This window comes from Photorhabdus heterorhabditis (genome assembly GCF_001280945.1).
In the GTDB taxonomy this organism is placed as follows: domain Bacteria; phylum Pseudomonadota; class Gammaproteobacteria; order Enterobacterales; family Enterobacteriaceae; genus Photorhabdus; species Photorhabdus heterorhabditis.
The window spans coordinates 1-12,562 of record NZ_LJCS01000002.1; the positions used below are offsets into that span (position 1 = coordinate 1).

The 12,562-nt window shown below is 39.0% G+C and carries 13 protein-coding genes and 3 pseudogenes; 7 read left to right on the plus strand and 9 right to left on the minus strand.

The genetic code is table 11. The features are described 5' to 3' along the window. Positions 1–124 precede the first annotated feature (124 nt). The 6 genes and pseudogenes from AM629_RS00945 to cls form a co-directional block, all read right to left on the minus strand. Positions 125–790: a ThiF family adenylyltransferase gene (locus AM629_RS00945; protein ID WP_054475294.1), complete on the minus strand. Its 666-nt coding sequence runs from the start codon at positions 788–790 to the stop codon at positions 125–127. A 221-nt stretch (positions 791–1,011) separates the two neighbouring features. Then, positions 1,012–1,397 (minus strand): annotated as a pseudogene (locus tag AM629_RS21680) (IS1595 family transposase); the annotation flags it as partial. 96 nt (positions 1,398–1,493) lie between these two features. After that, a pseudogene (locus tag AM629_RS00950) lies at positions 1,494–1,883 on the minus strand (transposase); the annotation flags it as partial. 7 nt (positions 1,884–1,890) lie between these two features. Next, positions 1,891–2,040: pseudogene (locus AM629_RS00955) on the minus strand (IS4/Tn5 family transposase DNA-binding protein); the annotation flags it as partial. Positions 2,041–2,292: 252 nt separating this feature from the next. Next, positions 2,293–2,622: an HI1450 family dsDNA-mimic protein gene (locus AM629_RS00960; RefSeq protein ID WP_054475296.1), complete on the minus strand. Its 330-nt coding sequence runs from the start codon at positions 2,620–2,622 to the stop codon at positions 2,293–2,295. A gap of 112 nt (positions 2,623–2,734) precedes the next feature. After that, positions 2,735–4,195: a cardiolipin synthase gene (gene cls / locus AM629_RS00965; protein WP_054475298.1), complete on the minus strand. Its 1,461-nt coding sequence runs from the start codon at positions 4,193–4,195 to the stop codon at positions 2,735–2,737. 352 nt (positions 4,196–4,547) lie between these two features. Here cls and AM629_RS00970 point away from each other — a divergent pair, with 352 nt between their 5' ends. Together AM629_RS00970 and tonB are read left to right on the plus strand one after the other, a co-directional pair. Then, on the plus strand, positions 4,548–4,730 hold the full coding sequence (locus tag AM629_RS00970) for a YciY family protein (protein ID WP_054475299.1): 183 nt from the start codon (positions 4,548–4,550) through the stop codon (positions 4,728–4,730). A gap of 101 nt (positions 4,731–4,831) precedes the next feature. Continuing rightward, positions 4,832–5,521, plus strand: a complete 690-nt coding sequence (gene tonB / locus AM629_RS00975; RefSeq protein ID WP_054475300.1) for a TonB system transport protein TonB — start codon at positions 4,832–4,834, stop codon at positions 5,519–5,521. Positions 5,522–5,579: 58 nt separating this feature from the next. On the opposite strand, the gene yciA is transcribed toward tonB, so the two are convergent. Further along, positions 5,580–6,011 carry an acyl-CoA thioester hydrolase YciA gene (gene yciA / locus AM629_RS00980; protein ID WP_054475301.1) on the minus strand — a complete coding sequence of 144 codons (432 nt, stop codon included), beginning with the start codon at positions 6,009–6,011 and terminating at the stop codon, positions 5,580–5,582. Positions 6,012–6,088: 77 nt separating this feature from the next. Continuing rightward, positions 6,089–6,625 (minus strand): septation protein A, encoded by a 537-nt coding sequence (locus AM629_RS00985; RefSeq protein ID WP_054475303.1) that lies wholly within the window; start codon positions 6,623–6,625, stop codon positions 6,089–6,091. A 225-nt stretch (positions 6,626–6,850) separates the two neighbouring features. Here AM629_RS00985 and AM629_RS00990 point away from each other — a divergent pair, with 225 nt between their 5' ends. From AM629_RS00990 to AM629_RS01010, 4 genes are all read left to right on the plus strand, one after another. Then, positions 6,851–8,563: a SulP family inorganic anion transporter gene (locus tag AM629_RS00990; protein ID WP_054475304.1), complete on the plus strand. Its 1,713-nt coding sequence runs from the start codon at positions 6,851–6,853 to the stop codon at positions 8,561–8,563. A gap of 83 nt (positions 8,564–8,646) precedes the next feature. Further along, complete coding sequence (locus tag AM629_RS00995) at positions 8,647–9,012, plus strand: toxin-antitoxin system TumE family protein (RefSeq protein WP_054475305.1); 366 nt, start codon at positions 8,647–8,649, stop codon at positions 9,010–9,012. 4 nt (positions 9,013–9,016) lie between these two features. Next, positions 9,017–9,418: an HVO_A0114 family putative DNA-binding protein gene (locus AM629_RS01000; protein WP_054475306.1), complete on the plus strand. Its 402-nt coding sequence runs from the start codon at positions 9,017–9,019 to the stop codon at positions 9,416–9,418. Between the two features lie 639 nt (positions 9,419–10,057). Then, a complete protein-coding gene (locus tag AM629_RS01010) occupies positions 10,058–10,594 on the plus strand; it encodes an Ail/Lom family outer membrane beta-barrel protein (RefSeq protein ID WP_054475310.1) in 537 nt (178 codons plus the stop codon). Positions 10,595–10,672: 78 nt separating this feature from the next. Here the strand turns inward: AM629_RS01010 and AM629_RS01015 are convergent, their stop codons facing one another. Continuing rightward, on the minus strand, positions 10,673–11,437 hold the full coding sequence (locus AM629_RS01015) for a YciC family protein (protein ID WP_054475311.1): 765 nt from the start codon (positions 11,435–11,437) through the stop codon (positions 10,673–10,675). Between the two features lie 431 nt (positions 11,438–11,868). On the opposite strand from AM629_RS01015, the gene ompW reads away from it, so the two are divergent. After that, positions 11,869–12,510: an outer membrane protein OmpW gene (gene ompW / locus AM629_RS01020; protein WP_054475312.1), complete on the plus strand. Its 642-nt coding sequence runs from the start codon at positions 11,869–11,871 to the stop codon at positions 12,508–12,510. Positions 12,511–12,562 lie beyond the last annotated feature (52 nt).

A 12,562-nucleotide genomic window follows, 5' to 3' on the forward strand; every position in this document is an offset into this window, starting at 1 on the left:
GAGGTATAGGTGCTATGATAGGCATCACTCAGTCCGTGTTGGGGTTTGGGATTTTTCGCAATTGATCAGATCGCAAAAATCGGACTGAGTTCCCTCCAAGTGATCTATTATTTTGAAAAGTTATTTATTCGGCTGTATATATAGAAGACATGATAACAGGGGTGTCTATGGCTGAAATTATTATATCTACCTTTTTTGAGAAAAAATCAAGGGATTCTTCTGAGTCTAATTTTTTGATATGGATATTTATTTTTAATTCTGAATTTATTTTCTTCAATTTGTTTTTAAGTGCTGTTACCTTGAATTCACCAATGTCGTATTTATCAAATGCGAATTGTCTGTTTAAATTAGTTATATCAACTTTGTCATAATCTATCAGCGTTATTTCACTAAAACCTGATGTGGCAAGACAGATAGCAATATGAGATCCAATTCCACCACAACTAATAATAAGAGCGTGTAAGTCTTTTTTAAATTTAAAGGGAGCTTCGATAGTGGATAAATGATAATTTAAAAATTCATGGCTTTTTTCCATTGATGTTTCTTTATAATCATCCAAATATGAAATAATCAATTTTGTATCTTTTAGTTTATTATAAATTTTTTTGATTAAATTATCTTTGCTGACAAGTTTTTTTATATGTTCTTCATCTATTCCTTTGCTTAAAGACTCTATAAAAGAAATTATTTTCTCTGATTTCTCTTGGATTTTTAATTCATAAGAATTCTTGCCATGAAGAAGCAATGAATTATTTTTTATTATTACAGATGCGTTAAGTTTATATATCATTTAAATTTTCCTTCCGTGTTGTATATTCACCTATAGTCATGAGAGTTTCTTCGGATATGTCTTTTTTGCAGAAATATCCTGTTGGAAAAATAAAAAGAGGAATATATGCGCATTGCTGTCTTAGATGTAGATCAATCAAAGAAAATATCTTTTCTTGAATCAATTTGTCACTACAGAATATAAGTTGTGAATAATATTTTTGGGGCTGTCCTAGATAACGATTATATTTTTCCTTTAACTATTTGTTTTAGAATATGTAATTGGTATTTTACACCCGGTGTATTAAACCTTTATTCACATTCCTTGAGAAAGAGCTCAAAATGCTCCTTTGGGATGCCATTAAATCTGTGCAGATGACGTTTGGCCTGGTTCCAAAATTCTCTATTCCATTGATATGATTTTGATTATTTTTAGTGTCTACAAACTCTGTACTATGGTTGATACGATAGTGTTTAAAATCGGATACATCTAACACATCATAGTTGGCAAAATTGTCTGTGTAGATCAGCCTGTTAGGCTTGATTTTCGCCGTGATTATCGGCATTAACGTATCGGACTTCGCGTTAGGTATTAGCCGGGTATAAACCTTGCCACTTTGCTTGAGAAGGTTTCTCATCAGGCCGATAGGCCGTTTATGTCATCAATTATCAGTCTTCGCAAAACCAGTGGGGTAACGTTTAAATTTATTCATAATGACGCAGAATCAGGCGTCAAATATCGTGTGCTGTGTCGTGATTGCCCAAGCTATCCGGGCAAATTTATTCGCCAGTGCACAGGTCACTACATTGGAATGTTTTCGTTCAAACTGCTGCCTGACCCAGTCAGCCAGTTTTCCTGAATAATGATCCAATCGCTGTATAAATACTCGTGCACATTGCACCAGTAATCTGCGCAAGTTCTTATTGCCTCGTTTGCTGATATCCAGCAGGGTATTTTTTCCTCCCGTGCTGTATTGCCTGGGGACTAATCCCGTTGAGGCGGCAAAATCACGACTTTTGGCATATTGTCGGCCATCTCCCAACTGTGAAGAAAGTAAGCTAGTTGTGATTGGACCAACACCCGGGATGGTCATAAGACGCTGGGCGGTGTCATCCGTTGTTGGCTGGTGAAGGAGATGATTTTACTACCGATTTACCGGGATGCTGAGCTAAGTCTGACGCCATTTTAACGAGCCTAGCCGTTCTTCTTGGATCACCAAGTTTAGCGTGCCCAAATTGTTCTTTAGCCCATTCATTATTACTTTTTATCATCTCAGAAACCCTCAATTAAATCCGTTAAGGATCTGATCGTGAGCTAAGCATTTAGTTCAAAAAAAAGTCCTTCACATCATGTGAAGGACTTCTGTATAAAAGACAGCCGACTTTAGTCGGTGGTTGTTGAGTAATGTTTATTATTTTGAAACATAATACAGAAAGTTTTTCGCCGGTAAAATTTGTGCTGTAACGGTATTTTGTATTGGGAGCAGGTGGGGCAACGTGATAGAGATGACTAACTTTGTTTTTCTATTCTTTCCACAAAATATGGCAAATTTGGTGAGATTTTTCCCGGCAAATAAGAATACGGGCAAAAATATCATTAATCTCTGTATCTTCAGATTCTGCTAGCCCGATAATGACTTCGGCAAAGAAGTCAGGGTTCAGATCGAAATCTACATGTTCAAGCCATTCATCAGAAGGATTTAATAGTTCGGCACCGCCACGTACTTCGAATTGTAAGCTAAATAACAGAATATCAGCAGGATCAAGATTGGATGGGGCCAGCTCAAGAAAGATGTCATACGCCTTTTCAAGAGTTTCGTCTTCTGTCATTCGGTTATTGAGATCTAAATTCATAGTTTGCGGGGGCCTGTTGTCCATATTGATTTATGCGTGAGTCATGAAGGAGGAATTAAAACATGATGACGCATTGATTGGTACCCCCGTCTTTACAAGACGAGGGGATTGATCACAGTAGCGGGCTAAAGAAGTAACAAATACGTTCAATAATTCGATGCCACAGAGGTCGTTGCTCCCACTCATTGGCTGCCAACAATGTAGAACGGGAAATATAATCGTATTGCACCAGAGTTAGGTCATGGCCAAAGTTTTCATCATCGATAACCACGGTAATTTCAAAATTTAGCCACAGGCTACGCATATCGAGATTAACTGAACCAACCATGCTGAGCTGACCATCAACCAAAACGCTTTTGGTATGTAATAAACCATCTTCAAATTGGTAAATCTTAACCCCTGCGTTTAATAGTTCAGAGAAGAATGCCCGACTTGCCCAACGGACAAGGAAAAAATTATTTCTACGGGGAACGATGATAATGACGTCTACACCCCGTAAGGCTGCGGTACAAATAGCATTCATGAGGTCATCACTGGGAACAAAGTAAGGGGTAGTCAGAATCAATTGCTTACGGGCAGAGAAAATAGCGGTCATTAAAGATTGTTGAATCAACTCTTCAGGGAATCCTGGACCGGATGCAATAATCTGAGTCGTGTGCCCACTGGCCTGTTCAAATGGCATAATGTTGTTATCTGGTGATGGCGGGAAGATACGCTGACCCGTTTCCATTTCCCAGTCACAGGCGTAAATAACCCCCATAGTCGTGGTGACAGGCCCTTCCATTCTTACCATGATGTCAATCCACTGCCCAACACCGGCATTTTGTTTAAAGAAACGTGGATCGACCATATTCATGCTACCAGTGTAAGAAATATAATCATCAATCAAGATGATTTTGCGGTGTTGGCGCAGATCCATCCGGCGTAAAAATAAACGGAAGATATTAACCCGCAAAGCTTCAACAAATTCAATTCCTGCTTGGCGCATGATGTCTGGGTATTGACTGCGACAATATAACCAACTTCCCGCTGAATCTACCATGACGCGACATCTGACCCCTCGGCGTGCTGCGGCCATGAGGGCATCAGTGACTTGTTCGACCAAGCCGCCGGATTGCCAGATATAAAACATCATCTCAATATTGTGTTTGGCGTTATCAATATCTTTGATGATGGTTTTTAATGAAGTGTCATAGGTTGTCAACAGTTGGATCTTGTTACCTTTAACACCTTCAAGCCCTTGTCGCCGTTCGCAAAGCTGGAATAAAGGTGTTGCTACTTCACTGTTTTCTGTGGCAAAGATATGGCGAGATTTGCGCAATTCTTCAAGCCATGTGACTGTTGATGGCCACATGGCTTTTGCCTGTTCAACTCTACGTTTCCCCAAATGCAGCTCACCAAATGACAGGTAAGCAATAATTCCAACTAAAGGTAGGATATAAATAATCAATAGCCAGGTCATAGCGGAAGTTACAGGTCGGCGCTTTATCAAAATGCGTAAGGTAATACTGGCAATAATCAGCCAATAGAAGAAAATAGCAAGCCAACTTAGGACGGAATAAAAGGTTGTCATGTTCGGCAATCAATCCTGTTTTGTTCAGACATCTTTGGTGGCGTTTAACTCGTTTTCCCAGAGGCACGGGATATAAACGATCTATTAATCTGATGAATTTACCAAAAAATCCGCAAATATACTGCAAGCATCATACTTGATATTAGTCATTTCGCATTATTGATATAAAAAGTACTATCCAGATACGTCTTGGATATCATTTTTAAAGGCTTATACCTGTTATCTTTCAAGTTGCCTCTTTGTTGGCTGAACTCTTTGCTATGCTCCCGGGGATTTGCTCCTTTGCCGTCGCGATGCATCTTGAAATCTATTGGGTATATAATGAGCGGGATTATTTTTACAGGTGTATTTTATGAGACATAGCAGGAATGAAGTAGGGAGGTGGCGGATGTTACGCCAGAGTTCCCACCGTCGTCGCCGGTGGCTGGTGGGGCAATCAAGACGTAATTTGCGAATTTATTCACTACGTAAATTAAATGGTTATAAACAACGTCGTGCTTTATTATTCGTTCAGTATGGTGAATGGATGCATTAAAAAATAGTATTTTTGGCCTTATATTCACGCTCATCTACAATCTTTATTGAATATGATTGCTATTTGCATTTAAAATAGCAGTTATTCGAGGATTGACTATTATGCTGCTAATAAAGAACTTTCTTATGCGCTGGATACGTTGGCCAGTATTTTTATCAGTTTGTTTACATATCTCTGTTGCTGCCGCACTTTTTGGTACTGTGATACCGGAAAGACAGCCTGATGTTGCACCTATGTCTGTAGCTATGATTCAGTTAGCTGCTGAAGAAGTTTCTGTATCAGAACCTGCTGCACCGGAACCTGTATCAGAACCAGAGGAACCACCAGAACCTGAACCTGTTCCAGAGCCGGTGATCCTAAAACCAGAGGTGAAAAAACCGAAGCCAGAAGTGAAGAAAAAGGTTGTTAAAAAGCAATCTGAACCCGTTGAGAAGAAAGCAGATCAATCGGAAAAACCATTGTTCAACCAGAATACACAGGCTGACCGTGTCGATAATAGTCGGAATGATACGGTGATTAAGCCGCAGAGAGGCCCAAAAGCATTAAGTAAATCTTTGCCTATTTACCCATCAAGAGCTTCAGCATTGGGGACCGAAGGTTATGTTAAAGTCAAATATGATATTGATGAAGACGGCAGGGTAAAAAATATAGAAGTGATTGGTGCCAATCCACCGAATGTTTTTGACAGGGAAGTAAAAAAAGCGATGAGAAAATGGCGCTATGAAAAAATACCCGCTGTTGGCTATATTACAACAGTAGAATTTAGAATTACTGGTATAACTCAATCCTGATTATTGGAAAAGAAAAAGGAGCATTATTAAGATGCTCCTTTTTTCATCCGTACCAGGTTTATTCGCAAGTGCTGCTGGCTAGTTGGAATTGGGTTTTACCTTCTGGTAAATGGCGTGGAGTATTATCCTCATTAACAGCAACATAAGTGAATACAGCTTCGGTTGCACGATAGCGTTGACCTACAGGCTCAGATGCTACTTTCTTCACCCAGACTTCGATATTAATGGTAATCGAGCTGTTACCAGTTTTGAGACAATGTGCATAACAGCATACTACATCACCAACAGCGACAGGTTTTAGGAAAGTAATACCATTTACTCTGACAGTGACAACGCGGCCTTCTGCAATTTCTTTTGCTAGAATTGCGCCCCCAATATCCATTTGTGACATTAACCATCCGCCAAAAATGTCTCCATTTGCGTTGGTATCGGCAGGCATAGCCAGTGTGCGGAGTACTAACTCTCCGTTGGGTAATTGTTGTTGTGTCATTGAAAACTTTACTTTATTTGATGAAAAGACAATACCTGCCTACAGATTACAGAAGACAGGTATTCATTTGAATATGGTTACTTCTGTTCGTGTGGCAGATGGCGATAAATATATACTACACTGAGCACGGTGAAAACCAGAGTCAGGGCAGTTAGACCAAATACTTTAAAGTTGACCCAGACATCTTGTGGTAACCAGAATGCGACATAAATATTAGCCAGTGCACAAGCAATGAAGAATAGCGCCCACGCCATATTTAGTTTATTCCAGACAAAATCCGGTAAAATCAACTCCTTTCCTAGCATTTTCTGAATAAGTGGTTTTTTCATGAACCATTGGCTGCCTAGCAAAGCTAATGCGAACAAACCATAAATTGCTGTGACTTTCCATTTAATAAATAGATCACTGTGGAAAGCCAAAGTTAAGGTGCCGAAAACCGCAACCATAACAAAAGTAATCAGGGAGGATTTTTCTACTTTTCGGTAGATGAGATAAGTAATGGCTACAGCTAAACCAGTCGCTGCAATTAAGGCCCCGGAAGCGTAGAAAATGTCATACATTTTGTATACAACAAAAAACACGACTAAAGGTAAAAAGTCTAAAAGTTGTTTCATGTTTGAACCTATCGTAATTCCGATATCTGACTGTGCCTGATGTTGGTGATTAAGTGTACCAAGCGGCAACAGTATGACTTTAATTATCAATAAAAAAAGAAATTTATCGATCCGTTTCGCACAATTTTACCATAAAGGGCGGCGTAATTAACTTCCTGTTGTCAGTAAACATATAACACAGCATTATAACCAAGACCCATTGAAAAATAAGAGGGCATAAACCAGATGCAGTGGAAAAAACTACAGCGTTGGATGCCAGGGTTAGGCAATTTCTCTCATTATCGTAAGGAGTGGTTTAGTCATGATCTAAGAGCCGGGTTTTCTGTGGCTGCTGTCGCTCTACCTGTTGCTATTGCTTATGCTGAATTAATGGAGATAAGTGCAATTATAGGTCTTTATGCCTGTATTTTACCTATGTTCGTGTATGCATTATTTGGGACTTCAAAACAGTTGATTGTCGGGCCGGATGCAGCAACGTGCGCTGTCATTGCAGCAGCAGTTGCGCCTTTGGCTTTGGGTAATGAAGATGTACGTTGGCAGCTTACGATCGTGATGACTTTAATGACAGGGATATGGTGTGTTCTCGCGAGTCATTTTCGATTAGGTGCATTTACTGATTTTCTTTCAAGACCGATCCTTAAAGGGTTAATGAACGGTGTTGCATTGACAATCATTGTGGATCAGTTGGCTAAAGTCTTTGGCTTTGCCGGCGTACCCGTTGGGTTGATTGAACGGGTGATAGCATTGCCAGCCAAACTAATGAGTACGCATTTACCAACGTTAGCAATGTCTGTTGTAACGGTGTTGATTTTATTAACTGTGCGTTTCTTACGTCCTGCCTGGCCTGGGCCTCTATTGGCTATGGTATTAACGACTTATATAAGTTGGCAATTTGGGCTTGAAAAATATGGTATCCAGATTGTTGGTAGTGTTAGTGGTAAGGGATTACCCATTGTACCCGTGCCAGATTTTCAGCCTGGAATTATGCGTGAGCTGGTTATTCCATCTCTGAACCTCGCTGTTATCAGTTTTGTTAGTTTTATGATGACTGCTCGTAGCTTTGCCAGTAAAAATGGCTATCAGATCGATGCGGATTCTGAGCTTAGGGCGTTGGGCATTGCGAACATTGCTTCTGCTTTATCGCAGGGGTTTGCGGTCAGTGCTGCTAGCAGCCGTACCGCAGTTAATGATGCTATAGGCGGGAAAACTCAACTGGTTTCTGTCATTGCCGCCTCTATTATTTTGTTAGTTTTGTTGTTTATGACAGATTTCCTGAATTATATTCCGTTGTCATCTCTTGGTGTGGTGCTTATTTATTCAGCATCGTCACTGTTGAGTCTGCGGGCGATTCTGTCATTGAGGAAACGAAATCGTCAGGCATTTACTCTGTCATTATTTACACTGATTGCAGTGGTGGTGGTTGGTTTGATTAATGGGGTAGGTTTTGCTGTTCTGCTGGGTTTATTGCAGTTTTTGCGAATTATATTCCGCCCGACAGATCAACTCCTGGGTGTTAATGAACAAGGGATGATCCATTCAATTAATCAGGGTAATGAGATTAAACCGATAGACGGTGTGATGTTGTACCGGTTTAACTCACCATTGACTTATTTCAATGTCAGTTATTTTAAAAAGCGGGTGTTACAGCATGTTGACAGAGTGCAAAAACGTCCAGGTTGGTTAGTTGTCGATGCTGCTGTTAGTTTCACCCATGATGATGTCAGTGTATTTGCGGCTATTGATGAATTGATTACTGAATTGAAAGTGAAAGGTATCACACTGGTGCTCGCTGGTCGTCGGACAGAACTTACTCGTTGGATAAAGCAGAACAAACTGAAAAGTAGTGACGACGATCTGATTGTGGTGCCCGATCTCTATTTTGCGGTACGAATGATTCAAAGTAAGCCTGAGTGGTACTCTAATTACATCAAAAGATAATGATTCATAATTGTTCACTGAACTTGAAGTTCATTGGATAAAAACATATGATTAGGTCATAATAAACAGGGAGGTTTTTAGTAATGCAATTTGATTCAGGTTTGAACGTCTTACTTGAGTTGCATGGTCAGCGAGTCAATAGGGATGATGGTTATTGGTGGAAAATTGAGGTGTGGGCAGTCCAGCCAACGAATTTCATTCCGCATGGTATCCGTTATAACTTAACGTTGCATGACAAATACAATACAAGAGTATTTGGTATGGATAATGCGCACGCAATTACGCCATCAAGAAAAGATCAGTACCGGGGGCGATTAGTGTATGACCATGTTCATAGAAACTCTATAGATAAGGGTGTTCCGTATGAATTTACTTCTGCATATCAGTTAATTGAGGATTTTTTTACTAAAATTGATGAAATTATCGCTGAACGCGAAAAAAGAGGGTAATACGATGAAAGCACTCATTGGCGTAATGAATGAAGAGCTTATACGCAGGCGCACACTGGCTATAGTTAAAGGTGAATATGTTATTCAGCCGGGTGAACCTAAGATTTGGTTTACCTCTATGATTGCTCTGGCTCAAGTACTTAGTAGTGATAATATTGTTCTTTTACGTCTAATCAATGAACAGAAACCGGAGACAATCGCAGAGCTGGCCAAGCTGTCTGGAAGGCAGCAAAGCAACTTGTCAGCTACATTAAAGACGCTGAATCGACACGGTTTTGTGGCTTTGGAAAAAAACGGCAGAAATGTAAAACCAAAGGCGTTGTTTACTGATTTTGAAATAAAAATTGAGCAAGAAACCGTTGAAAGGGTTATGTCATCTTGTGGAGCTAAGAATATATCGGCTTGAAGTAGCACATCTAATACAATGTGAGTCTATGGCCTGTTAGCCTCATAGTTTTTATAACTATGAGGTTTGTTTGGGTAGTGATTTTATGTTTATTTTTGCTATGAAAAGGCAGTTAGCATATACCCAATAGATTTCAAGTTGCAGTGCGGCGGCAAGAGAACGCATCCCCAGGAGCATAGATAACTCTGTGACTGGGGTAAGTGAATGCAGCCAACAAAGCAGCAGCTTGAAAGATGAAGGGTATATATAATCGGAATAGGTAAATCAGTAGAATAGTGGAGATTAAATTATTCAACACATCAATAATGATTTCTGCCATCTTATTATAAGTACCTATAATAATTTTTTGGTCAGTTATAATCGAATTGTATAAACCAGCAAGCGAATATTGGCGAATATCTACTATACGGTATATAAGTAGTAGTGGGGACCATTTGGCGAGTTGGCTTGCTAATAAATCAATTGTCTATGATAAGTAAATACGGTTTTCTGCTGAAATGACCACAATTATAGTATTTCTCTTTATTAAACGATAAATTAACAATAAACAGGATTTAGTTGTTTTCTATTAATGGTTGATAAACAATACCGGCTCGCAATTAGTTGTTTTTATAATTTATACAATATTAGGGATTTTCAATGAAAAAAACATTGGTAGCCTCAGTGGTAGCAGTTAGTTTATCTGTATTCGCGTTTGCAGCAAATGCGAGTGGTGAAAGCACTATTTCTGGTGGCTATGCTCAGGGACATGTGAAGTATGATGGTAATAAAATTAATAAAGACCCAAAAGGTTTTAACGTAAAATATCGTTATGAGCTGGATGATCATTTCGGTATTATTGGCTCGGCCACATATACGGGTTATGATTTCAAATATGGTGATAAAAAACTCACTAAACTTGATATGGATTATTATTCCTTGATGGCTGGCCCTTCATACCGCTTTAATGAATATGTGAGTGTATACGGTTTGGTTGGTGCTACACATATACATGGAAAGCAGGAAGTTTCTCCATCCGGCTTTAGCCGTAAAGAGGAGAAGACATCTGTTAGCTATGGCGCAGGATTACAGTTTAATCCTGCCCCAAATCTGGCCATCGATGCATCCTATGAATATTCAAAACTGGATAACTTTAAAATAGGCACTTGGGTAGTTGGTGTTGGTTATCGGTTCTAATCAAATTTGCTAATTTATATTTAACCTAGTTAGCACTATTTTGAAAAAATTCCCTGTCTTGTAACAGGGAATTTATATTTATTTTTGCTGTGAAGAAGTAACTAGCATATATAAGCGGAATAAGTAGATCAGCAGAATGGCGGAGATCAAGTTATTCAATACGCCAAGAGTGATTTCTGCCATCTCATTATGAATGAATGTCAGACGGTCAATAATAAATGCTATCAAGAGTTTTGCAGTCAGCCATAATAGAATTGCTGGAATCAGTAAACGAATATTGGCAAATGCCAGTTTCCAGCTTGTTTTCATTGAAGCAAAAATACCACTACGCTCAACGGTCACAATAACGGGTGCCAAGGCCAGTGCGATAGATAAAATAATTCCTGGCACCAGCATTGCCATCAAACCAAGTTGAATTAGCAGGGTACATATCAGCAGTAGCAGAAACAACTTCGGTAATTGGCTTGCTGATAAACCGATTGCTTGTAATGAAGAGATACGGTTTCCGGCTGAAATTGCAGCGACCAATGTCAGCACACCACCCGCGAGCAGTACATTACCAATCATACTTGAGAAAATAGTTCCTATTCCCGCACGCATAATCATTGACTGTTGTTCTGGTGTCATCTGAGACACTAAATCCTGAATACCTGCCTTGCCCGATGTTGCAAAAGTGAATTCTGCTTCTGTTAGCAGCTTCATCTGTTCGCTATCAGGGATAAACAGATGCCCTAATAGGGTAGTAACCAAGGCCGCAAGGATGGCCAGAGTCAGAATACTTAACAGTTGATTCTTGAAAAAGTTAAAACTGTCACGGTACAGGGTATTCGCCGTGATTGGCATGAAGACAGCTCCCATCAGGTTAAACAATGATACATAATGGTCAATTGTACTCTGTATGGACAAATGTGGATAGTTGAAAGGAGATTATATAGATAAATTAATAGCTGATTGTAATGGTTGATGAGAGAAAAGAGTTCTTCATATGATATTTTCAACATAAAAATAAACATAAATTTAACCTTGTTAAAACATAATGGAAATATAATTAGATGAAATGTAAAATATTGGCATTGGTATATAAGTATGAAAAAACTCTAATTAATAATAAACATTGATTTGTATCAATTTAAAATAATTTATTTTTGAAATAATAATATTGCAAGTATGCGATCTTACTTAAATTATTTAAAAGATGTGATCTGTCTTGGATCATAATTTGAAATATATCGGTATATTTCGGTCTACTTTAAATAACAGGAATGGGATGAATAATGAAAAAACTTTCTGCATTTGTATTGGCAGCGGCAACTTTAGCACCATCGTTTGTTCTTGCTCATGAAGCAGGCGATTTTATTTTCCGCACGGGTACTGCGACGTTAAGACCTAATACTGGCTCAGATAATGTATTAGGGGTGGGTTCTTTTAGTGCGGATAATAATACTCAGATGGGTTTAACCTTCAGTTATATGATTACCGATAATATAGGTGTTGAATTACTGGCAGCGACACCGTTCCAACATCAGGTAAGTTTACCGGGTGTTGGTGATATTGCTAAGGTAAAACATCTGCCGCCGACATTAATGGCACAATACTATTTCGGTTCTAAAGAAAGTCAATTTCGCCCCTATGTTGGTATTGGTTTGAACTATACCACTTTCTTTAATGAAAAATTCAATGGTAATTCAGCTGTTAAAGATATTAACTTACATAGTCTAGATTTAAAAGATTCTTGGGGTGTTGCGGGACACGTTGGTCTGGATTATGAGTTAGATCAGAACTGGATGCTGAATGCTTCTGTGTGGTGGGTAAACGTTGAAACGGATGTAAAATTCAAAGCAGGTGACCAGCAATATAAAATTGACACCCGGCTTGATCCGTGGGTATTTATGTTTGGTGTGGGTTATCATTTCTGATGAGAACAGAGTTTGTTTGATATGGAAATTATGGGGCAAATTTTGCCCCATT